This window comes from Herbaspirillum autotrophicum (assembly GCF_001189915.1).
In the GTDB taxonomy this organism is placed as follows: Bacteria; Pseudomonadota; Gammaproteobacteria; order Burkholderiales; family Burkholderiaceae_D; genus Herbaspirillum; species Herbaspirillum autotrophicum.
In genome coordinates, this window is record NZ_LFLS01000002.1 from 108426 (window position 1) to 130429 (window position 22004).

Consider the following 22004-nt stretch of genomic DNA (forward strand, 5'->3'; position numbering starts at 1 on the left):
ACCATGTGTTCGACTGATTTCCCGATATTGACGCTCTGTCATATGCGGCAGAGTCTTTTCCCGAAGCCTTGAGCTATCCGTCAGGTCTCATGCGCGTCAGGGCGTTTAATTTATGAAGGAGATGGCAATGAAAACTACCGATCAGGCAGAAGAAACGATCACGGCAGAAGCACCAGCAGCAGACCAGGCTACCGAGCAGGCCGCAAAACTGACCCCGGCCGAAGTCCAGAACGAGGCGCTCCATTCCATCAAAAATCACGCAATGACTGCCATGGGCGTGGGCATCCTGCCGATTCCGGGTCTTGACCTGATCGCGCTGACCGGCGTGCAACTGAGCCTGCTGCGCAAGATAGGCAACCTGTACGGTTTCAGGCTGTCCGATGAAACCGGCAAAAAACTGCTGGGTGCGGTGCTCGGCGGGTACTTGCCGCTGATGATTGCCGGACCGGTCAGCAGCGTCCTGAAGTTCATCCCGGGCGTCGGCATCGCCGCAGGCGTCCTGGCGCAATCGACGCTGGCGGGCGCAACTACTTATGCGGTCGGCAAACTGTTCCTGCAACACTTTGCATCGGGCGGCAGCTTGCTCGACGTCGATACGAAAGAGATGGGGCAAAAGCTGAAGCAGCATGTTCAGGAGGGCAAGGAGTTCCTGAAGAAGCATGCTCCCGGGGCCAAGAAAGACACAGTCTGATTGCTGCCGGCACGATTTGCGGGGAATCCGGCAGGAAATCCTGCAAGAAACTGCGTGCCGGGAGTGAATGCACTTCCGGTATTTTTTACGCGCCCCCTGGCGGCCGCATGCATCCCGTGGAATGACTATTTTTCGATGACTGCACCAGAGAAATCACGTGCTTGGTTTCCTTTCGGCATGGGCCGGGAGGATGCGCACACACGCTTGTTTTGCCTGCCCTTCGCGGGCGGAGGCGCATCGAATTTTCTACCCTGGCGCGCCCGACTGGCAGAGGCCGGCATCGGCGTGGCCCCGGTGCAGTATCCCGGCCACGAGACACGCCTGGGCGAAACGCCTTTGCACGCATGGGAAGACATGCTGGCGGCCTTGCAGGAAGCGCTTGCCCCCGCGCTTGATCGTCCCTATGCCTTGTTCGGCTACAGCATGGGCGCGCGTCTTGCCTTTGCGCTGGCTGCCAGACTGGTCGCCGCCGGTACGCCGCCGGTGCAACTGATCATCGCGGCGCACCTGCCGCCGGATATGCCGTCGCCGGCCTTGCAGGCAGCGGGCATGGATGACGAGTCGTTCAAAGCGCTGTTGCTGCAATACGGCGGGATTCCTGTGGCGATGGCGCGCGAACAGGGGTTCTGGGATCTCACGTTGCCGGTCATGCGGGCCGACTTTGCGCTCGCCGCCGCGCCGCTGGACCTCGACGCGTATACCAGCGCTGGATCCGCAGCGTATCCGATCGCGGCCTATGCCGGCGTCGACGACGTGCATGCCGGTGCCAAGGCGATGGCCGGCTGGCGGCGTTTCACAAGCGCCGGTTTCGTCCTGAGAGAATTTGCCGGAGATCATTTTTTTCTCCGCAGCGCCGATGTCTGTCCGGCGTTGAATACCGACCTGGCGCTGGCGCGGTCGGCCGATTTATCATCACTTGTCTCCGTCTGAGCGGAGCCGCACAATGAACAACAAAAGAATATTGCTGCCGGTCGTCGCGCTGCACGCAAGAAGGACCAGCCGGTCGACACTGATCGCAACGCTGGTCGGATTAGCCGCACTGACCGGTGTGCTGCCGGTGCAAGCCCGTGCACAGGACGCCAGCCATCATCTTGGCGCGGGTGCTTTCGTGTCTGATCAGCCGCTGCAGGAGCTGCTCAAGAAACGCCGTCCGAAAGGGCTGATCTACCTGGCGGTGCCGCAGGCGATCATGGTCGCCAGTGAAGGCGGCAACAAAAAGCCGAGTTGTTCGCCGCAGATCCAGTTGACCAATTCGTCCAACCAGACGCTGGAAGAGCTCGTCGTCGGCATCCGCTACAAGAAGGCGGGCAAGACCATCGGCAGTACCTTGTCGCGCTTTTATCTGATCAAGACCGGCAAGCAGGACGTGCACTATTTCCCGAGCGTGCTGGACACCTCCGCTTGCGAAGAAACGACCGGCGAAGCCGAAGTCATTCAATGCTTGTACGAAACCGGCGAGAGCTGCGCCCAAGACGTGCGGGCGTTGGAATACGGTGCAGTGCCACTAAAAATTCAAGACAAGAAATAACAAGGAGCCGTCATCATGCCTGTCGCATTTTTAATCTATGTCGTGTTGTGCCTGCTGGTTGCATTCATCGCGCGCAGAAGCAAGCTTGGATCGCTGCGCACGCTGGTGCTTGCGTTTTTGCTGACGCCGCTGGTGGCGTTTATCTACGTATTGCTGTTCGCTGCCCTTGACGACAAGAGCAAGCCATATTCCCACGAGCCGGCAGAGCGCTGATCTGATGCGTCTGACCGAACTTCTTGTCCGCGATGCGCGGACCTCGCTGCAACGCCTCGGACTGATGGCGCTGCTGGCCGGCGCGGCCAGCACCGGCATACTGGCGATCGTCAATTCTGCGGCCGCCTCGCAGGCCGGCCACGGCAACCATCTGGTTGCCGTCGCGCTCTACGGGATCGCCTTGCTGGTGTATATCTTCAGCCAACGCTATGTCTTGCAGACGACCACCGACGAGGTTGAGCGGATCGTCGACGAGCGTCGCCGCAGCCTGATCCGCAAATTGGCCGACTGCGAACTGCTGGGGGTCGAAAAGATCGGCCACGGCGCCATTTTTTCCGCCATCAACGCCGATACGCAGACCATCTCGCAGACTGCCGGCAGCCTGATCCTCGGCGTCCAGGCGGTGATGATGATCTTCTGGACCACGATCTACATTGCAACCTTGTCGCTGCCTGCACTGGCGCTGGTGGCCGTGGTTCTGCTGGTGGCGGCACGCCTGTACCGCAAGCGCGGCGAACGCGCCGGCATCGACTTGCGGCGCGCCCACGAAGAAGTGGTCGCCCTGCATGAAATGGTCGAAGGGCTGCTGGCCGGTTTCAAGGAAGTGAAGCTGTCCAGCCGGCGTGCCGCCGAATTGCTGCAGGATGCGGTCATGGTGTCCGGCCGGACGGCGTTCTTCCGCTCCCTGGCGCAGCGCGCGCTGGGCGTGAATTTCGTTTTTTCGCAAGTCGCCATATTCATCTTGCTGGGCACGCTGGTGTTTATCTTGCCGGCATTGAGCAGCACCTTCGCCGACAGCACGGTGAAGGTGCTCACGGCAGTGCTGTTTCTTGTCGGCCCGGTGTCCGGCGTGATTTCTGCTGCGCCGCAGATCACGGTAGCCAATGCGGCAGCAGAGAATCTGTTGAAACTGGAAAAATTGTTCGACGAGAACGTCGAAAAAGGCATCGTCGCCGACGACGCGCGAGAAGTCGCGGCACCGGCATTTTCAGATTTCAGCAGCATCGACTTGCGGCATCTGACCTTTGCGCGAGGCGAGGGCAGCGAACGCTTTGTGGTCGGCCCGATCGACCTGAGCATACGGCGCGGCGAGACTTTGTTCATTACCGGCGGCAACGGCTCCGGCAAGACGACTTTCATCAAGATGCTGACCGGCCTGTATCCGGCGGATTCCGGTGAAATCCTGGTTGACGGCAGGCTGGTGGACAGGGCCGACATGCAGCGTTATCGCAACATCTTCGGCGCAGTGTTTTCCGATTTCCATCTGTTCCCGACGCTGTATGGCGTCGAACGCATCGACCGTGAACGCGCGGCAAGCCTGATCGATGAGATGGAAGTCGAAAACAAAGTGCATCTGGACGGCCGCCGCTTTTCCACCGTCGATCTGTCGACCGGGCAGCGCAAGCGGCTCGCCCTGGTGGCGACACAGCTGGAACATCCGCCGATCATGGTGCTCGACGAATGGGCCGCCGATCAGGATCCGCATTTTCGCGCCAAGTTCTACCAGCTTGTCTTGCCGCGCTTGCGCGCCGCCGGCATCACCGTCATCGCCATTACCCACGACGACAAATATTTCCATCACGCCGATCGCCGACTCCACCTTGAGGACGGTCGCGTTACCAGTATCTCCAGCAAGGGAGCAGCAACATGAGCACCATCGAAGAATTCCACCCTCCGGCAGCATCCGCCTGGCAACGATTGCGCCGGCGCCTGCAGTTTTTCAGCAACGACCTGCTGATTGTGGCCATCATCCTTGTGGTGTTGCTGGCGTTTCTGCTGCCGTCGATGATCGTCACGATTCCGGCCGGCCATCTCGGCGTGTTGTGGAAACGCTTCAGCGGCGGCACCGTGATCGACCACGTCGAGAAGGAAGGCACACATCTTATGCTCCCGTGGGACGAGATGTACATCTACGACGCGCGCCTGCAGAGCGTGGAACGCGAATTCGAAGTCTTGTCGTCCGACGGCCTGAAGCTGATGGCGACGCTGGCCTGGCGATTCCGGGTGATCCCCGAACACCTCGGCGAGCTGCATAAATACGCCGGCCCGGAGTACGCCGAGACGCTGCTGGGTCAGTCAGTCGGCGCCCGCGCCCGCGACGTGATTGCGATCTATCGTCCGGAGGATATCTACACCAGCCATCGCTTGGAAATCCAGAACCAAATATCCGAATCAGTGCGCTATGACATCAAGAATCGCTTCAACACGGAACTGCGCTCCGGCCAGAATTGGATCCTGATCGAAGACGTGCTGGTCAAGCGCATCGTGCTGCCGGACGGTGTGGAAGACGCCATCGTACGCAAGAATGTGGCGCGCCACGAGGTCGAACAGTATGCCCTGATTGTCGAGAAGGAACAGCAGGAGAGCGAACGCAAGCGCGTGGAAGCGCTCGGCATCCGCAACTTCCAGGAAATCATCAGTGGCGGTATGTCGGATGCCTACCTGCGCTGGCGCGGCATCGAAGCGACGCTGGAGCTGGCCCGGTCGGAAAACGCCAAAGTGGTCGTGATCGGCAACGAAAAGACCGGCGGCTTGCCGTTAATTTCGATCAACGGCGATGGTGTGCCGCAGGAGAAGAAGAACGCCAAGGGCAAGCCAGCTACGCCGCGCGCCGATCTGGGCAAGGGCGACACTGGACTCGAACTGAAATCTGGAAGCCTCACCGGCAAGGGCGCGGGAGTGCCAGAAAAGCGCTCTTCAATAAAGCGTGAACCCGCCGCCGGTAAACCAGTTGCGCCGATCCCGGACTTGCAGGCGCGAGAAAGCCATCACAAGGAGCAACGCCCCTCGCTCGACCAATCTCCATTACGTTAGGCCGCCCGGGCGCCGGGTCAAGCTATCATTTCAGACAATGAGGCTTGATTTCGGCAGGCGAGGGCAGATCAATGCGTCCGGTGGCGATCAGGCGCTCCAGCAGCACTTCACCGAGAACGTAGGTATATGCCGCGCTCAGGCCCACCGATGGCAGCGGGCCGGCAAAGTAACTGGCGAAAGAGAGGTAGCGCAATGCGGTCGCGCTGATGCTGCCTGACGAAAATCCTCCCAGGATGCCGCTAATGACGTCGCGCGCCGCACCACGATTAAATTCGGCACCGTAAATTCCACACAGCTTCTTCGCCATCCTGATCTGCACCGACATAGACGCGACCATGTCGAGCAAAGGCACGGGAATGACCATGCTGACGCCGGCCATGGACGTGTGCCGGACGATCACTTCCTGCGCGTGCAAGCGACACTATCCGGTTTTGGTAATTGGGGTGGGTGCATTCATGTTTTCTCCTCCGGACGGTGGACGATCACGTCGATCCGGTGCCAATCTTGAGTTGCCAGATGTGAATCTGGCTGCAGTCGCCATGAGCGGAAACCGCGCCGACATGATCTGGCGTCGGCGGCAGATCGACGCAATGCCAATTCGGCAACTCGGTGCCGGGCGGGGCATGCCTGAGCCAGTCGATCGTGCCGATGCCGCAGTCTACGGCATAAGAATCCAGTGGCAGCGACAGGCCGTGCCCGACGGCCTTTGCCACCGCCTCCTTGCGGATCCAGCAACGCATCATCGCCTGCGGCGGATCGGATGCATCGAGTATCGATTGCCGTTCCTGCGGATGGAGCAACCCCGCGATGTCGGCAAAATCGGCGGGCGCCTGCGAAGACTCTATATCGATCCCGATCTCGCAATCGCGCGCCAGCGCCAGCCACACCTGCATTCCCGAATGGCTGATATTGCCCTGTAGCGAGGCACCGGGAAAGACCGGTTTCCCCCAGGGGTTAAGATCGAATTCCTGTATACCGCGCATGACGCCATAAGCAAGCGCAGCTTGGCGCAGCAGGGCGCGGCCATACAAATGCCTTAGCGCATCCCCGGTGTACAGGAAACGTCCGGCGCGCTCTTGCTCCGCCACAGACGTATATTCGTAGCAGCAATTCGGTATCGCAGCAAACAGCGCCGGCGCCAGCGTGACGCCGATACACAGCGCGGCATGGGGAGGCAGCACGGGAAACGCAATTTCCAGCGCAGCTTGAGCGGAAAGTACTGCCGGAGGGATCATCTGCAAAACGGGTGCAGCCATGGCGAATGGTTTCGATTATCGGTATGGTTGAACAAAGATGGCGTAGTTGAATTCAGCTGACAGTGTCTGCGCGGGGACGACTGCCCGACGGTTTTTTAAAAGGTGAGACGCACGGTATAGCCGCTAAAAATACCGATGATACTATGCCGGATAAAAGACCACGGACGCCCATGCCCATCAAAATCCCCAAAGGTTTGCCTGCACTATCCGCGCTCGAAAAGGAGGGTGTCATGGTAATGGACGAGGCGGGCCCCACATTTCAGTATCACCGGCCGTTGCGCATCGGTTTGCTGAACCTCATGCCCGACAAGATCAATACTGAAATCCAAATTGCCCGCCTGCTGGGAGCCACGCCATTGCAGGTCGAACTGACTCTCATCAAGACTTCCAGCTACGTTCCCAAGAACACTTCAAGCGAACATATCGCATCGTTTTACCACGACTGGAGCGACATCAGGGAGCAGAAATTCGATGGCTTCATCATTACCGGCGCACCGATAGAAACGATGCCTTTTGAGGAAGTCAGTTACTGGGGCGAACTCACGCATATCTTCCAATGGACTCAAACCAACGTCCACAGTTGCCTCAACATTTGTTGGGGGGCCCAGGCAGCGATGCATTATTTTCACAACATGCCGCGATACCTGCTGAATGAAAAAGCTTTTGGCGTGTTCAGTCATCACGGATTAGATAGCTGCTCGCCGTACCTGAAAGGCTTTCCCGACGATTTTCACATTCCGGTGTCGCGCTGGATGGAAATGCGGCGCACCGACATTCCACCCGGCAGCGGTATATCCGTACTGATCGACTCGTCGGAGACGGGGCTTTGTCTGCTACACGATCCGCGACACCACGCGCTTCACATCTTCAATCACATCGAGTACGACTCGACCACGCTCGCCGACGAATATTTCCGCGACCGGGACGCGGGAAGAAGCATTCATCTTCCACGTAACTATTTTCCCGGAGACTGTGAAACCTTGCATCCCAGAAACCAGTGGCGCGGTCATGCGCATCTGTTGTTCGGCAACTGGATCAACCGGATTTTTCAGACAACGCCGGCGGATCTGGCCACAATTGGTCACCCCGAAGTCTGAACATATCAATTCAACGAGTCAGGAGTGCTCAGTGTGATGCAATTGCCGGAATTGGTCCGGTGCCATTTGCCCGAGGGCGCTATGTGGACGAACCGAGTTGTAATCGATTCGCCATTTACGAGTCCTCAATGTTGTTTGTTCATTAGAGTGCTAAGTACTTGAATAAATAAGAGTTTTGATAAATTACAAGTTAAGTTTGTTCACCGAATAATGTTCATAACTATCTCCTGCAATCAGCTTTGCTCTGGCGGCAGAAAATGGGGGCAGGTAGTCTGACGAGTAATGCAGGCGTATCTGAATGAGACCAATCCCTTGAAGGCGGAGAAATTGAGGAGAATTGTCTCTGAACATTTGTTTGTAATATGAAAAAAACGCGTAACGGCGGCAGCAATTCTCTCCTGACATGGGGGGGGGAGGTGGACGTCATTCGCGACGACCGTCAAACTTTAGTAAAGGATCTTTGACCGCAGCATATTCTGGGGGCGGTGTGAAGGCATTGCGCGTATGTATTTCAGCGTTAGCACATGGGCTGCCGCCCAGTAAGGTTTGGGAGAGCTCAGCCTCACATGTGCAGCCGGATGAAAATTCGGACATTTGGAGGGTTCTGATTGAGCATGAGCGTCACGGGAACTCCAAAAACGGAGAGTTGAAAGCCTCTAGCCAGACCATTTCTGGTGGGCGGTTCCTTGCGTCGGCGTAGGGAACCTCATTTTTGCCGGACGAATCGTAACAGGGCGTTGATCGAGCGCTCTTACGTAAAGGTATCGGTATCAAACGCCCCTCGCAGGCCCGGAAAATCAATACTTTCATCTCAATAGCCAGCATCTTTAGGTAATGCCATCTTCATAAAAAAATTTCACCGAAAGCAATCTTTACGTAATCATATCGGTTTGTAGCGGGTGCTATTTTATTTACCTAACCATAGCGGGCCAAGTCATAAGTGTGCTTCTTTTCACGATGGTGAATCTCAAACGTTGCGGGGTAGCTTCGGATTCAAATCATGGATACGTACATAAGTATCGGTTGCGTGCTCTGCCATGCCAAACGTCCAATTGTCAGTCAAAAAAATAATTCAGAAAATGCTGACAGGTGTCATAAACCGGCGTTGACATCATACGATCACCAGCTAATGTGATAGGACGTTAAGAAAACGTTGAAAGAAAATATCGCTGTTATTAGCTAACTTGTTTGCTAAAAAAACGTCATCGTCTTTTCGCTGAGGGTGTATGCCGATTGCGTCAGAAGCTTTTTCCGAAAGCTCTTTTCAACGGGTTAAGGTAAAGACTGCATTAAAGAAGCGTCAGCCGAACACCAATGTTTGGTTTTTTGACTCACCTAAAAATAAAAAGAGATTAAATATTTTTGGCGACTTGCCTTTTGTGATTGCAGTGCTGCTGGAAGGAGAATGTTCTGTAGTTGGTTACGAGATTGACTCACCTCCAAATCCATTTGGAGTTGTTGAAATGAAAATTCACTATCGCGATAAAGGTAGCGAAGTGTGGGACCTCAAACGATCTGATAAGAAATTAAAGAAACGTCCTGAGGTAGATCGTCTAATTACAGAACATGACTTTCTAAACAGGGAGATTTTATTTGATAACTGGTTGATTTTGTGTGCTGCGATTAACCGTTGCAGGAGATGTTATTTGGGACGAGAGGCGAAATTTATCGTGGAATCTACGTCATCGACGATTATACGTTTCGGAGAGCTTTTAGATACAACCGATTTTGAGCCAAGTTATATGTTCGCTGCGGTTGCTATGAGCCTGCAGGCAGGGGTTATATCCGCTGACTTGAATACAGAACTATTCGGGACAAATACAATACTTCGGCGAGGTAATGATGAGCGTGAATCGCATACTAATTCCAATGGCTTATGCTGATCTGACAGCTTGGCCGCGCCCGGACTGTTTTGGCCTGAATCCAACTGCCGTAGAGATATATAGACGGCGTAAGGAAGCCGTTGAAATGTATGCGGATGGCACAGCCTTTCAGGAAATACGAAATGCGAGCAACATAAGTGATGACGAAGTCAGACGATTGGTAAAGAGATGTGTCGTATTGAAAGAAGACGGCTTCATATATGGATTTTTTGCATTACTACCAGGCGTCCTTATTAAATCATATGAGCGGAAGAAGTCTACCGCACGAGAAGTTGGTGATGAATCAGCTGGGTGTTCAGGAGCATTGAAGCTGTTGTTTACACGATTCCCTGAAATTGAGGAATTGGTAAACGATCTGTATTTCAAAAAACACTCTAATCAGCTAAAAGTGCATGAAGCAAGAATCAGCATAAAGAACATACATGAGTATTTCTTGAAAGCGTTGAGAAAATTGGGATTAGGAGAGTATGACTGGCCATTCAATACTCAGAATGCTGGTTATAAATCCCTTTATCTCTATTGTCGAGATCTGGCAAATAACATTAATCAAAGAGCTGGGCATGCATATGCTCGTTTAGGACGCGATGCGTCAAGACGAGGTGCCGTGGGAACGGGATATAAGCCTTTAATCTCTAATTTGCGTCCATACAGTTTTATGCAATTGGATTTTCATAAAATAGACGCAGCATCTATTATCGTTATTCGCAACGACTATGGCGTCGAAGTTCCAATACCTGTATCTCGTTGGCACATTGGTTTTTTGGTGGATGAGTTTAGTGCTGGAATAGCTGGCGCATTTGTAGCGCTAGAAAAAACACCGAGCGGAGACAGCACGTTAGAAGTAATTAGTAGCAGTCTCACGGCAGAACAATTTATAAAGGAAGATCCTCGTGCTAGGTTCGTTGACGAGGGGAAAGCATTGTTGGTTCAACTTATTCCTGGACTTGAAAATCAATGTTTCAGTGCTCTAAAAATTGATAATGGTTGGTCCAATGCTGCGCATGATGTCGTAAATAACATTATGGATGTGATTGGATGTGCGGTAAATTTCGGCCCATGTTATTCCTGGTGGAGGCGCGATCTAATAGAAAAAATATTTGGCGAGCTCACCAGGAATGGATTGCAAAGAATGCCATCGACCTACGGAAGTGGAGTCGCCGACAGCAAAATAAATAAGCCCAGCGAAAAGGCTATTAAATTTCGCATTCTCTTGTCTGAACTAATTTCTATTTTATTCGGATGTATACGGGAACATAACTTGAGAAAAAGTGAGCGGAGTCAAAACTCATCTCCTGTTCAAATACTAGAAGCCTCCCTTAGTCGCCCTGCTAGCGGGTTCTTTCCTTATAGTATTCCCGATGTAGGGAATACAGGCCCCATGCTCCTTATGCATATTGAAGAGGTGACAGTTCGAGGAAATTTGGCTCGTAACGAACGTCCTTATTTCAAGCTTGATCGGTGTCGTTACACAAATCCATTACTAGCTAGCAGTTATCGATTTCTGGGAAAAAAGCTCATCACTTATACCTATCGGCGTAGGTGCTGCATTGTTTATGCAACCGTTAAAGAAACTGGGGAAAATTTAGGATTAATGATTGCCGGGGGCTCATGGACAAACAGTGAATGTTCTTGGCGCGATCGAAAGTTGATAAATCGGAGTAGCCAGTCATTCAACATAATAAGCGACTCTGAATCCACCATGCGAACATGGGTGCAACAAAAATCCGAAGAGGTCTCCAATAGAAAGAAAAAAACTCGCGCCCAGACTTCTGCCGATGCTTTGGTGATTGCTAACGTTATATCTAGAGAAAAATCCACTCAGCAGGATGCGACTGAGAACTCAGTAGTACCGAGCGAGAACGCCGATACTACTAACGATCCTTTTGGACTGCTTATCGATCCGCCAATGAAAGTGTTTGTCCGTAGGAGTCGTTAAAATGGAACAGATTAATATCCCATTCAATACTCAAGAAAATTCAAGTAAGAAGAATGAAGATGACGTTGAAAAGGAAAAATCTTTAATATCGCAAATTCTTCTTCATCCACTGATGACTGGCCAAGTTTTATTACCTACAAAACCTGCAAAGGAATTATTTTCAGTAGTTTGGAGAGCTGTTTTACTCCGAGAGACGGGTTTATGTTTGTCCGCAAGTAGCGGAGCGGGAAAAACTTCCGCTCTTGAAATGATCGAAGAAATGATACGGCAAAAACTACCAACCTTGCCAATATTCAGACATGAAACTCACAATCAACAAATACCTTCTATCCGTGCTTTTTTTAAACATTTTTTGGTAACCGTCGGACATTCCGAACTTAAGGGTGAAACATTCGATTTGCGACAAAGGCTAGTAAATTCACTTGTTGATGAGGCACGTATTTCTGGGCAAAACGTCGTATTAATGTTGATAGATGAAGCTCATGCAATGGCGGTGTCAGATTTCAATTTTCTAAAAGATGTCTATAACGATTTGGGCAAAGAAGGTGTTCAATTGGTTACTGTACTCATGGGGCAGGAGCCAGATTTATCTATACTTATAAAAAAAATTAGAAGCGAAGGACGACTAGATTTAATTGGACGTTTTGCAATGCGAATTCTTCCGTTTAGAGCATATAAAACCATTGATGATCTCAAATTGATTCTGTCGGGCATAGACTCTACGGAGCATCCACAAGGTTCCGGTATTACTTGGACTGGATTTTTCTTTCCTTATGCTTACGCAGAAGGATTTCGTTTGGAAGATCAAGCTCAGAATTTTCTCGATGCGATTCAAACTGAAATGCCTAAATCTATAGTGTCAAAAATTCAAATTCCAGCTAGGCAAACATTTCTCGCGATACGTACGTTTGTTATGGATAATGCCGCAATCAATAAACCTCGAAGAATTCACGCTGATGCATGGAGAAAAGCGGTTGCCTATGCAAAGCTTCAAGATGCAATCCTATTGATTAGAGGTCGAGGGCAAGCTGGTGATCTGACCGTGGAAATATAAAAATGGCTTCAATCGGAACGCGATGGGCGGGACGAGACTTGAGCCCTTTGCCATATGAGTCAGCATTGAGCGTTTACTGGAGATTTGCTTGGCGAAATACTCTGTCGCCCGCACAACTTCGTAGGATTATTGGAATACCTGGTTATCGGCCGCAATACAACTGGATAGCTAGAACATCTTTTTTTTCCGATGTCCTAGGATGGCATCCTCTAAGCAAAAATGAGCAATGTTTGGTAGACGGCTCTACTAAATACCCGTTATACCTCTTTGAACCTCACCTACGTTACTGTCCGATTTGTTTGGGCGGAGGTTATCACAGCTACTGGTTTCAGTTCTCGTTTTTGGACTATTGCCCAGTGCATGAAGTTCGCCTGCATGCTCGCTGTCATACGTGCAGATATGCTGTCGGCTTTTTTAATATCACTAAACAATTATTTTCTCGGCCATATTTTTGCGTTCATTGCGGAGAACCAATTAGTGGCGTTGCTCCGGATCTCAGTCTGTATCTGGATTTTCGTGATCATCATGAGACAATTTCTCGTACATTTAGCCCGTTATGCGCGTGGTTCGAAAAATCGCAGAAGTTGCGATGGCAACTTTGCTCTTCTATGGAAAAGGGGTATTTTCAGTTTGGAATAGTCGCGCCAGGAATCTCTGAGTGGTGTGACCCCACAGAATTCGCATGTGCCGTAGTCTTTAACCATTTCCCACTACCAAGTTTCTGTCGACAGTCCAAGTATAAAAAATTATCTATATGTTCTTGGAAGCTCAAACTTTACGAAGGGCCTGGATATTACCTTCAGCGCGTTAGTTTGGGGAAAGCTATGAAGACTCCTCGGTCTGTCTATTTGTGTACGATTCGCCTAATTAAACGCACAATCGAAAGACAGTTTGGATGTATTTCTGATAGTGAACATCAACGCTATTTCGATTCATGGGATGATCCGACAATTGATGTCAGGGAGTTCTCTCCGCAGTGGTTGGCGTTTTACATCATGCGCTATAAGCTGGAAGGGAATCTTGTGAGAACCGACGACTATCGTTCTATATGGTTACGTCAACTCCCTTTTAATTTTGAAGCGATAGATTTCGATGGAAGAACAACTCGATTAAGCTGGCGGTTGATGTACTTGGCGACCTTTGTTGGCTGGTATAACGTTGTATTAGCTGCTCGTCGAACTGGAAAGCTAGATGCGTGTCGATTCCGCGGCGATGACTCAAGACTCCGATTCGTTTCCATTTCGATAGACTCCGAGAACGTTTTACGTGGGATTTGTGCCACGCTTCCCTTCGATGGTCTGTCGATACTATCTAGGTCAAATTTGAAGGCGTGAGAGAACGTCCTCGTTCCATTCAGCGACTTGTCGAAACATGGGCCAATCATTCGCCCTGTCTGTCCGTAACATATAGCAACAAAAATTCCTTACCGGATGGAGCATCGTATGAATGTATTTTTGGATACTGAATTCACCGATTTTCTAGAACCAAGTCTCATCAGCTTGGGTCTGGCGTCGGAATATGGTGAAGACTTTTATGCCGAAGTGCCTTATCCGGATCATGCCTGTTCAGCATTTGTAAGAGAGGCCGTGGTGCCGTTGCTCAGACAGATACCACATTCCTATTATTCGCGCCCCAATCTACATTTGGAGATCATCAAATGGCTGGAGATCGTGCGTCGAGACAAAGAAGACGTTTATATCTGTGTAGATTATCAGACAGATTGGGACTTGTTTTGTGATGCACTGGACTATCATGTGCCACCTTGGTGCTACCACAAGCTGGTAAGTGAGGAAATTGTTGAGCTAATGCTTTACGATTTTTTCAAGCACTCAAAATTACCAGAGCACCATGCCCTTTACGATGCCCAAGCAAATCGCCATGCTTACCGCTTAAAAATCTAAATGCACATTCGTTGTCGCCAAACATCAGGGAGCTAGAATATGTAAATTCAGCTCTGTGGCAATTGAGCATGAGTCTTTATTTGATTTATTGCTCAACTGGTATTATTGATCCCAGTATTAGAATATTAAGAAAATTTTCTAATTTCCCTAATGGCTTCCGCAGTGATTCGCTGCCATCTGACAGTCCAATTCAATGACATCATTACCCCAGACTCAGGTATTTCCTACCTCGTTGGAAGAAATGGAAGGGTTGCTCCATGCTCTTGAAGCGAGTGCGGACAGCGTTCTCGCGTTCGACGGCCAAAACTTTCGCGATCACGAAGCACAGTTATTTCTGGAGTCGTCCGCGGTCCAATTTTTGGCGACTTGGACCGGATCTTTAAATGGACGCCTTCGCATCTCTCCGCGGGAAAATGAGCCGCCCGTCGACGCTTTGAAACGTATGTCAGACACGTTGCCAGGTGCGCTAATTGGAATGCTCGATGAGCAGGCATGGATTGAGATGCCGAAGGCGGCACTCGCCAAGTTTAAAGACGCCTTTTTCAAGCAGCAACGTTCTTGGCCTGACTTAGACGCTCAAGATCAAGCGGCGTTGATCTGCCAAGACAACATTCCTGCTGGCATAGGACTTCCTCCGCAACTGTATCCGGCAGCCAAAGCCGGCGCTGTGGCAGATCGCGATCATTTCAGATTGCTCGTGGATCAGTTAATAGCGTCGGTGACTGATGAGGCTAACATCCGTGGAGCAATTAGCAGTCGTCGAGAACAACTGACCACCATCCTGCACGAGCTATTCAAAAATACACATGATCACGCACGGCTAACGACCGACGGTAAGCCACTGTCGTTCTCGATTCGAGGCACCTATGCTCGCTTCTATTCGTCAGCACAGTTGGAGTATACCGGTGCTGCGCCACAGAAAGATGAACAGGGACGCGATATTCTGTCAGGCCTAGATCAAGCGGAACGATTTGCGTCTTACTTTACTCGCGATAGGGTTCAGCAACATAACCGTTTAATACAAGCTGAGGAACGACAGTTTCTTGGTCTTTTAGAGCTATCGGTGTTTGACACTGGACCGGGCTTCGCTGCAACCTATCTCAAGAAAAAATTCGGGGGAGCATCTGTACAACAGCAATTTGAAGCCGTTCTGGGATGTTTTGCGACCGGTCGATCAACTACCGGCGATGAAAGCCGCGGATATGGTTTGTGGAAGGTGCTGCGAGACCTCCGTGAATTGAAGGGATTTATTCGAGTTCGTACGAACAAAGTTCATGTCTACCGAGATTTTGCATGGTACGAAAACATGTTCTTGCAGGAAAAGAAAGGGGGGGCAACAGCCCCAGAAGAGCGAATGATGGATTGGAGGCGGGGGATTACGAGAAGAATCACAGAAGGCTACCCGGATATGCAAGGTGCTCACGTCGCAGTCCTTATTCCTCTCGGTGAGCATCTATGAAACCCGTCACTATTAGCACCTATCAGTGTATCGGGGATGAGAAGCGCACAGAGAATGTGCTGTCTGTGTTCGTCCACCCCGTGGTCATCCGAGATGAGATGCTGGATGACGAGATAGCGCCGGCACTCAGTAATCATGGTCCTTTCGAACGGATCAATTTCCATGGCGCTCCTGAGTCCATTACGGATATCCGACGAATTCTTCAGGGACAATCCTCCTCTTTTCTCCGCCTTCGGAAAGGTGAACCTAAAATCAGCTTGATGAGCTGGTCAAACGAGCCTGGAGGTGGCTTTGAAGCCCAGACGTTGGATGGTACGGTTACCAATAGTCCGAGGTTGGTGATACAAGAAAGGCGCTTCTCATTATTTAATGTATTTGAGAAGAATGGCGGCTTGGTCACTGCTAGCCGTGGGACGCACTTTACGAAGCCCTCTGGTTCCCATTCCAGGCAATTTTTGAGGGCGGCGAATGTGTTCGAGCAGAGTGCGGTCAGCCATCAGTTGGTATTCTGGCTTTATCCTTTGTTGCGCGGCAAGACTATCCGGCGCCTGATTGTCGATACATCGGGCATCGCGTCAATCGCTTACGCACTAGCTTACGAGCGATTAAGACGAGGTGATGCCGAGGCGTTACCGGCTATAGAGTCTCATGCGTCCTACGGTGGACTGGAAAAGCTCAGAGTTACCGATCCAGAAGGGACGATTTTTCTGATTTCAGCCTCGACATCCGGGAAGCTGGCTAGCGAACTCATCAAACGTAATGCGAAAAAAGAGAATATTTTCACATTGTTTTACTTAGGAGATCAAACACCTGGTGTAGTGCTCTGCAATCTGGCGACCGACTCGCAGCTTGATTTCAAGGGACTTGCATTTATCGACAACTATTCGCAAGCCAATTGTCCTGACTGCAAAAAACATTCCTATCCCATTCCGATCGTTGGCGATCAATTTCGTACAGAGCCGGCAAAGGTTGAGGAAATCACCGTCAATCTAGCGGATTTCGACGAAAACACCCGAGCACTACTAGACAAGGTGGTGAGTACGGGCCTGTTCAAAGTCTACAAAACGGTCGAAAACCGTCAATTTGAGCTCTATCTCGACGTCGAGAACATGCTGAAGGCGAAGACGGGTGATAAAGATGCTAGGAGTCGGGTCAAGGAGATTTCCAAGCGACTGAATCGTCTCCTTCAGCGCGGATTGCCAGTTCATTTGAAGAGGATAGTTCCAACATCATATCCAGGGACCTATGCCCTTACCAAACAAGCGAAGACGTTTGTGCCGGAGCAGCTCCGGGGAGCAGTGAAGATCGTCGCGCCGCAAGCTCTGCTCATGAGTAAAGCCCCCGATGCGGGCGCAACACTAGTTGTGTCGGCTTGCCTTGATGAGGCCAGTGAGTTGATGGGGATCAGCCGAGATTTGCGCGCGGTGCAACCTGGTGGTGCTATTACCTACGTCAGTCCGATCTTCCGCTTCGCCTCTGACGATGAGCGCAAGCGGATGGAATCCAATTTGACCTATGGGGATCAGGGACCCAAGACATTTACCCAACTTTCGGTACTGAATCTCGACCTGCCACGATGTGAAGCTGATCATAGTTGGCAGAAAGAATTCACGCGGCTGAATGAAGTCAAATATTGGTTCGAGCTGGAGGGCCACACCACTCCAGCAAGCATTAATGAGCGCATCGAATTACTGAGACAAGCACCAGCAACAGGCTTGGTCGATGCGTTGTTCTGGCCAAGTCCAGCGGGCATCCAGCTCAAGCTTGCGGCAGATTTCACGATGATAGCGACGCGAGATGGGGCTAGGCCTGTACCACAAGCGGATATTTTTGCCATCGTGACCACACTGTTCCACAAATACCGTCAAAGTGCGAGCCGCAATCGCGCCCGTCTTACATCGCACACCTACGAGCGCGCGGTAATATCCCCAACAACCTTTAGCCGGTTCAGCGACGGCATTCTGCAGGCTGCATTTCTCAGGGCAGCTCGTGAAGGGGAGCTAGCATACGGCAATTGCAATGAAGCGCTCAGCGAGACGATGCGTGATTTTTTGCTTGGAGAAGTACGCGCCGCAAGCCATTCAGGCGGACACGCCCTAATGGAGTATCTCATCGGGATGCTCATCGGTCGCTTGACGCTTCATCAATCTCACGCGTTGACGTTTTTTCAGAGCATTGTCGAGTCTAAACTCGAAGAGCACCATGTGGTGGTCGCCCAATATTTGAAAGGGGAGCTGGATGGGACTATCGAGCGCTAGTTTTGATATGGTGCGTCGAGTGGATCTCTGCTAAATCAGAATGTTGTTATTTCGATTGCCGTAGCTGCTGTTTGACTTGTGGCTCCAGTAGTGCGTTTTTAATGAGCTGCCTTTGAAGTTGACCTTCTAGATTCGCTCCTTTTCCTTCAAGTGCCAAAATACGTGCTTGCATTTGTGGCCGTTCAGCCTGAAGACCTCTAGTTCATCACGAGCTTCGCTCAACTGATCTTCACTAGACCAGACTATGCTTTGGCCGCTTCAGTCTTTAATCACGCGAGAGCATGAATATGTACTTGTTTAGAGATTCACTCTGATAGGCCTCAGTATCTCGCAGATGAATCTACTTTGTTGACTCAAGTCGTGTCCCAAACGTGGGTCACCCATTAGCCGTCCATTGTCAAGGGTACAAACTTAGCACTCGCAATATTTCGCGATATCTTAATTTCATCAAGCCATCGCTGTCATGTTCTGTTGGCTGACTTCGTGCCCTTTGCTTCAGTGTATGGTTGCGTGAATCGCACCAGTCACCCATATGGATCAAGCGGAAGCCTTACTACTCTCTTCGCCCTGGCAGTCCAACTGCCCCAGAAGCATCTCGGTACCGACCTGCGTCCAATTGCGGGACAGTTCTATGGCTTCTGTATCGCAGTTCCAGACCCTTGTGGCTCGCATGTCGGACGATTCATTTCCTTCGGAACAAACAGCAATGGCAAACGGCGCGACATCCAATCAATTTTTGATGGCTCGAAGTCCAACCCACGTTCTGGCTTGCCAGCCGTTGCCAAGCTGACATAAAGCAGCGCTCGATTGAGAACTGCTCTCCCGTCTTTAACATGTGGAAACAGGCGCGCGCCAGCTTATGCGCCACCGCCTTGATACCTGTGCATCGGTTAGCTGCTTCACGTCGTTAGTGGAGAGACGCCCTCCGGTTTGCTGCGCCAGACAGGTTTCGATCGATACGATCTGCGTCGTACGCTGTTGAATCAATTGCATACGCTTGCGCGCGAGGTCACGAACTGCATGCGTAGCCCGAGGCATGATATGACCTTCAGGCAGCAATCCCAGTCGGAGAATATGCGCAAGGTGGCGGGCATCTGATTCATCGCCACGATGCTTGAGACCATCGTATTGCTTGATTGCGGTAGTGTTGGCCAGGTGTAGTGGATAGCCTGCGTCAATCAGTCCATCGACAAGCCAATACCAGTTGTAGGTCGACTCAACGACCACACCGAACAAGTTCGTTCGGTACGGATCCAGCGCTGCGCAGATCTGACCCAAATTATTCGGCAGGCGCCTGGAATACAGGACCCGATCGTCGTCATCACTGATGACGAAACAGTTGTTCGAATGAAGGTCTATGCCACAAAATAACATCGCCGTTCTCCTGGATAAAGTGAGGTTCGCACCATGACTTTACGCTCGGCACTTGCCGAGGGAGGACGGCTAGATGATTATCAGTTTTCGGTGCAAATCTTCACCACTATCTATAGCCGGTGATCCGCCTTATCGTCGCTAGCCATGGCTGAGCCAGTGCCCAGCGTTCGCGTGACCAAGCCTCGAAACCAGCTGTGGGCGGCGTCCTTGTGGTGCCGTGCATGCCAGAATTGCTTGACCGTCAGATGCGGAATTTTAACGGGTAGTTCAAACACCCGGATGTCGGCGAAGCGCGAGAATAGCTCGGCCAGCTCACTCGGAACGGCCGAGATAAAGTCTGAGGTTGCCACCACGCTCGGCACGCCCAGCAAATAGGGTACATGCACTCCCACCTTCAACCGTGCGCCGTGCTGGCGCAATTCCTTTTCCAGCAGCTTGTTGGTCAGCTTTAGCGTGTCTGCCACGACGTGGCGGGATGAGATGAATTTCGCCAGCGTCATATCCTCTGCTTGCGTGGTGCTGCTGGCGCGTGCGATTCCGACCAACTGACGATGAAACAACGTTTGCTGATAAAGATTTTGTCCCATCTTGCCTAGATAGCCGATTGCCATGTCGATCTCGCCGTCCTCCAATGCGGATGCCAACTGCGGGGATGGCAGCTGGATCGGTTTGAGGGTGGCATTGGGGGCCTGTTCGCTGAGCGCGGATAGCAAGCGCGGTAATAGCGCGAATACACCCATGTCACTCATGCAAACGGAGAAGGTCCGAGTGGTGGTGGCTGGATCGAATGCTTGCGCCTCCCAAATTTCGTGCTGGATCATCGCCAGGATGCGGCCGCTGGCCAACGCCATATGTTCACCTACCGGGGTCGGCGCCATGGATGAGCCGGCACGCACGAACAGATCATCCTGAAATATCTCTCGCAGCCGTCCCAAGGCATGACTAACGGCCGGCTGTGTCAATCCAAGCCGGTCGCCCGCGCGCGAGACGCTCCGCTCATCAAACAGTGCTTGCAAGATATACAGAAAATTCAGGTCAGGGGTTTTCATCTATGAAATCTATGCATTCTGGGTATGAAGTTCATTATATAGATTAATTAAATGCTGCCACATAAAATCGCTCTCAACAGGTATTCAACAGGAGACGACTAAATACCAATGCGAATAGAACTGTTGCTGCCGCACGGGCCAGGCTAGTCAAAAGAACCGCTGGCATTCTGATTTGCATATTTGCCAAGTCGTGGCTTCATGGCGCATCAGACGCGGGTTGTAGTTTCGACCGCAGGCGCATCCAGGCCGACAACCTGATACCCGTAGTCACACATATTTGAATCGACCGACATACCAGGAGACACCATGTACACACGCAACGCATTCTTTCTGGGTCGCCCCGTCGCGGGCACCGAGGACAAGTTTATCGCCGGCCTTGAAGTTGGCACTGCCGCCTACGCCAAACTGCCAGGCGTACGCTCGGCACGTCTGGAATTTCCGCTGGAAATAGATGCTGGCGGCCCGGAAATTTTCGCCACCATTCGCATGGTATTTGATAGCAGCGAGGATATCGCGCAAGCATTGGCTTCGCCGCAGCGGCAGGCAGTGCGAGCCACTTTCGCCGAGAACGTCATGCCGATGTTCGAAGGCAAGGTGGTACATGTGAACAGCCGCGGCATTGATTTCGAATAAGGGAGTTGCGATGAAACTCATACGCCATGGACAGCCAGGCCTCGAAAAACCGGCAGTGCTGGATGCCGAAGGACGCGCACGCGATGTCAGCGCGCTCGTGCCGGATTTCAATCCCGAGACTATTGCCAGCCCGGCATTCGCACAACTGCTTTCCAGCAAAGCGGAAGACTATCCGTTGGCTCCGCAAGGCCAGCGCCTCGGTGCTCCCATCGCCGGCACGCGTCTGATCGTTGCGGTCGGCCTGAACTACGCTGACCATGCCGCCGAGGCGTCAATGGCACTGCCTGCAGAACCAGCGCTGTTTATGAAATCGGTACATTCGATCTGCGGACCGAATGACGCTACGCTGTTACCGCCACAGGCGGAGAAACTGGACTGGGAAGCTGAACTCGGCATCATCATCGGACGGGTGACCAGCCATGTCAGCGAAGCGGAGGCACTCTCGTATGTACTCGGCTATTGCGTGGTGAATGACGTATCCGAACGGAGCTACCAATTGGAACGGGGCGGTACATGGGATAAGGGCAAGAGCTGCGACACGTTTACCCCTGTCGGGCCATGGCTGGTCACGCCGGATGAAACAGGTGACGCTGGCACACTCGACATTTGGTGCAAGGTAAATGGCGAAACCATGCAGCAAGGATCGACTGCCAAAATGGTGTTCGGGCCGGCCGCCTTGATCAGCTATATCAGCCAGTTTTTTACCCTGCATCCGGGTGATCTGATAACTACCGGCACCCCGGCAGGCGTAGGTTTTGGCAAGAAACCACAGCGCTTTTTGCGCGTTGACGACGTGGTGACGCTGGGCATCGCGGGACTGGGCAGCCAGCGTCAGGTCGTGGTGGAGAAGCGGTGAGC

Annotated in this window: 20 protein-coding genes; 15 read left to right on the top strand and 5 right to left on the bottom strand. The window is 51.9% G+C overall.

Translation table 11 applies throughout. The annotated features are described in order from the left end of the window. Positions 1 to 127 precede the first annotated feature (127 nt). The 6 genes from AKL27_RS01855 (at position 128) to AKL27_RS01880 (ending at position 5246) form a co-directional block, all read left to right on the top strand. Positions 128 to 691, top strand: a complete 564-nt coding sequence (locus AKL27_RS01855) for a YcjF family protein (RefSeq protein ID WP_083438799.1) — start codon at positions 128 to 130, stop codon at positions 689 to 691. Between the two features lie 204 nt (positions 692 to 895). Then, positions 896 to 1621: a thioesterase II family protein gene (locus AKL27_RS01860; RefSeq protein WP_198155860.1), complete on the top strand. Its 726-nt coding sequence runs from the start codon at positions 896 to 898 to the stop codon at positions 1619 to 1621. A gap of 31 nt (positions 1622 to 1652) precedes the next feature. Further along, entirely contained in the window at positions 1653 to 2219 is a 567-nt protein-coding gene (locus AKL27_RS01865; RefSeq protein WP_232310866.1) for a hypothetical protein, read from the top strand. Positions 2220 to 2234: 15 nt separating this feature from the next. Further along, complete coding sequence (locus AKL27_RS01870) at positions 2235 to 2432, top strand: hypothetical protein (RefSeq protein ID WP_050460913.1); 198 nt, start codon at positions 2235 to 2237, stop codon at positions 2430 to 2432. A 4-nt stretch (positions 2433 to 2436) separates the two neighbouring features. Further along, positions 2437 to 4083 (top strand): cyclic peptide export ABC transporter, encoded by a 1647-nt coding sequence (locus AKL27_RS01875; RefSeq protein WP_050460914.1) that lies wholly within the window; start codon positions 2437 to 2439, stop codon positions 4081 to 4083. Continuing rightward, positions 4080 to 5246, top strand: coding sequence for a prohibitin family protein (locus AKL27_RS01880; protein ID WP_050460916.1), 1167 nt, complete (start codon positions 4080 to 4082; stop codon positions 5244 to 5246). The genes AKL27_RS01875 and AKL27_RS01880 overlap by 4 nt, the downstream gene beginning before the upstream one ends. A gap of 25 nt (positions 5247 to 5271) precedes the next feature. Here the strand turns inward: AKL27_RS01880 and AKL27_RS01885 are convergent, their stop codons facing one another. Together AKL27_RS01885 and AKL27_RS01890 are read right to left on the bottom strand one after the other, a co-directional pair. Further along, the gene (locus AKL27_RS01885) at positions 5272 to 5661 is read right to left on the bottom strand and encodes a DUF697 domain-containing protein (protein ID WP_157056749.1); all 390 of its coding nucleotides are present in this window, start codon (positions 5659 to 5661) and stop codon (positions 5272 to 5274) included. A gap of 67 nt (positions 5662 to 5728) precedes the next feature. Beyond that, positions 5729 to 6502, bottom strand: a complete 774-nt coding sequence (locus AKL27_RS01890; RefSeq protein WP_050460919.1) for a 4'-phosphopantetheinyl transferase family protein — start codon at positions 6500 to 6502, stop codon at positions 5729 to 5731. Between the two features lie 170 nt (positions 6503 to 6672). Here AKL27_RS01890 and AKL27_RS01895 point away from each other — a divergent pair, with 170 nt between their 5' ends. Continuing rightward, positions 6673 to 7599: a homoserine O-succinyltransferase gene (locus AKL27_RS01895; RefSeq protein ID WP_050460920.1), complete on the top strand. Its 927-nt coding sequence runs from the start codon at positions 6673 to 6675 to the stop codon at positions 7597 to 7599. 18 nt (positions 7600 to 7617) lie between these two features. Here the strand turns inward: AKL27_RS01895 and AKL27_RS28770 are convergent, their stop codons facing one another. After that, a complete protein-coding gene (locus AKL27_RS28770; protein WP_083438800.1) occupies positions 7618 to 7728 on the bottom strand; it encodes an integrase core domain-containing protein in 111 nt (36 codons plus the stop codon). A 1097-nt stretch (positions 7729 to 8825) separates the two neighbouring features. On the opposite strand from AKL27_RS28770, the gene AKL27_RS27475 reads away from it, so the two are divergent. The 6 genes from AKL27_RS27475 to AKL27_RS01920 all read left to right on the top strand — a co-directional run bounded on the left by AKL27_RS27475 (position 8826) and on the right by AKL27_RS01920 (position 18090). Beyond that, positions 8826 to 9482, top strand: coding sequence for a hypothetical protein (locus AKL27_RS27475; protein ID WP_157056750.1), 657 nt, complete (start codon positions 8826 to 8828; stop codon positions 9480 to 9482). Next, positions 9439 to 11418 (top strand): hypothetical protein, encoded by a 1980-nt coding sequence (locus AKL27_RS27480; protein ID WP_157056751.1) that lies wholly within the window; start codon positions 9439 to 9441, stop codon positions 11416 to 11418. The genes AKL27_RS27475 and AKL27_RS27480 overlap by 44 nt, the downstream gene beginning before the upstream one ends. A gap of 1 nt (position 11419) precedes the next feature. Further along, positions 11420 to 12472 carry an ATP-binding protein gene (locus AKL27_RS01900; protein ID WP_083438802.1) on the top strand — a complete coding sequence of 351 codons (1053 nt, stop codon included), beginning with the start codon at positions 11420 to 11422 and terminating at the stop codon, positions 12470 to 12472. Positions 12473 to 13914: 1442 nt separating this feature from the next. Beyond that, entirely contained in the window at positions 13915 to 14373 is a 459-nt protein-coding gene (locus AKL27_RS01910; protein ID WP_050460923.1) for a 3'-5' exoribonuclease, read from the top strand. Between the two features lie 193 nt (positions 14374 to 14566). Further along, a complete protein-coding gene (locus AKL27_RS28330; RefSeq protein ID WP_232310867.1) occupies positions 14567 to 15832 on the top strand; it encodes a hypothetical protein in 1266 nt (421 codons plus the stop codon). Next, positions 15829 to 18090: a hypothetical protein gene (locus tag AKL27_RS01920; RefSeq protein WP_050460926.1), complete on the top strand. Its 2262-nt coding sequence runs from the start codon at positions 15829 to 15831 to the stop codon at positions 18088 to 18090. Before AKL27_RS28330 ends, AKL27_RS01920 begins: the two co-directional genes overlap by 4 nt. Positions 18091 to 18918: 828 nt before the next feature. Here the strand turns inward: AKL27_RS01920 and AKL27_RS27005 are convergent. Continuing rightward, positions 18919 to 19464 carry an IS110 family transposase gene (locus AKL27_RS27005; RefSeq protein ID WP_232310868.1) on the bottom strand — a complete coding sequence of 182 codons (546 nt, stop codon included), beginning with the start codon at positions 19462 to 19464 and terminating at the stop codon, positions 18919 to 18921. Between the two features lie 110 nt (positions 19465 to 19574). Beyond that, a complete protein-coding gene (locus AKL27_RS01930) occupies positions 19575 to 20513 on the bottom strand; it encodes a LysR family transcriptional regulator (RefSeq protein ID WP_050460927.1) in 939 nt (312 codons plus the stop codon). A 306-nt stretch (positions 20514 to 20819) separates the two neighbouring features. On the opposite strand from AKL27_RS01930, the gene AKL27_RS01935 reads away from it, so the two are divergent. Together AKL27_RS01935 and AKL27_RS01940 are read left to right on the top strand one after the other, a co-directional pair. Continuing rightward, positions 20820 to 21146, top strand: a complete 327-nt coding sequence (locus tag AKL27_RS01935) for a hypothetical protein (RefSeq protein WP_050460928.1) — start codon at positions 20820 to 20822, stop codon at positions 21144 to 21146. Between the two features lie 10 nt (positions 21147 to 21156). Beyond that, on the top strand, positions 21157 to 22002 hold the full coding sequence (locus AKL27_RS01940; RefSeq protein ID WP_050460929.1) for a fumarylacetoacetate hydrolase family protein: 846 nt from the start codon (positions 21157 to 21159) through the stop codon (positions 22000 to 22002). The last annotated feature ends 2 nt before the right edge of the window (positions 22003 to 22004 follow it).

Bases quoted from the DNA above. Each gene is read 5' to 3' on its own strand.
- AKL27_RS01855 (WP_083438799.1), top strand. From the start codon at position 128: ATGAAAACTACCGATCAGGCAGAAGAAACGATCACGGCAGAAGCACCA.
- AKL27_RS01870 (WP_050460913.1), top strand. From the start codon at position 2,235: ATGCCTGTCGCATTTTTAATCTATGTCGTGTTGTGCCTGCTGGTTGCA.
- AKL27_RS01875 (WP_050460914.1), top strand. From the start codon at position 2,437: ATGCGTCTGACCGAACTTCTTGTCCGCGATGCGCGGACCTCGCTGCAA.
- AKL27_RS01880 (WP_050460916.1), top strand. From the start codon at position 4,080: ATGAGCACCATCGAAGAATTCCACCCTCCGGCAGCATCCGCCTGGCAA.
- AKL27_RS01890 (WP_050460919.1), bottom strand. From the start codon at position 6,502: ATGGCTGCACCCGTTTTGCAGATGATCCCTCCGGCAGTACTTTCCGCT.
- AKL27_RS01895 (WP_050460920.1), top strand. From the start codon at position 6,673: ATGCCCATCAAAATCCCCAAAGGTTTGCCTGCACTATCCGCGCTCGAA.
- AKL27_RS27475 (WP_157056750.1), top strand. From the start codon at position 8,826: ATGCCGATTGCGTCAGAAGCTTTTTCCGAAAGCTCTTTTCAACGGGTT.
- AKL27_RS27480 (WP_157056751.1), top strand. From the start codon at position 9,439: ATGATGAGCGTGAATCGCATACTAATTCCAATGGCTTATGCTGATCTG.
- AKL27_RS01900 (WP_083438802.1), top strand. From the start codon at position 11,420: ATGGAACAGATTAATATCCCATTCAATACTCAAGAAAATTCAAGTAAG.
- AKL27_RS01910 (WP_050460923.1), top strand. From the start codon at position 13,915: ATGAATGTATTTTTGGATACTGAATTCACCGATTTTCTAGAACCAAGT.
- AKL27_RS28330 (WP_232310867.1), top strand. From the start codon at position 14,567: ATGACATCATTACCCCAGACTCAGGTATTTCCTACCTCGTTGGAAGAA.
- AKL27_RS01920 (WP_050460926.1), top strand. From the start codon at position 15,829: ATGAAACCCGTCACTATTAGCACCTATCAGTGTATCGGGGATGAGAAG.
- AKL27_RS27005 (WP_232310868.1), bottom strand. From the start codon at position 19,464: ATGTTATTTTGTGGCATAGACCTTCATTCGAACAACTGTTTCGTCATC.
- AKL27_RS01930 (WP_050460927.1), bottom strand. From the start codon at position 20,513: ATGAAAACCCCTGACCTGAATTTTCTGTATATCTTGCAAGCACTGTTT.
- AKL27_RS01935 (WP_050460928.1), top strand. From the start codon at position 20,820: ATGTACACACGCAACGCATTCTTTCTGGGTCGCCCCGTCGCGGGCACC.
- AKL27_RS01940 (WP_050460929.1), top strand. From the start codon at position 21,157: ATGAAACTCATACGCCATGGACAGCCAGGCCTCGAAAAACCGGCAGTG.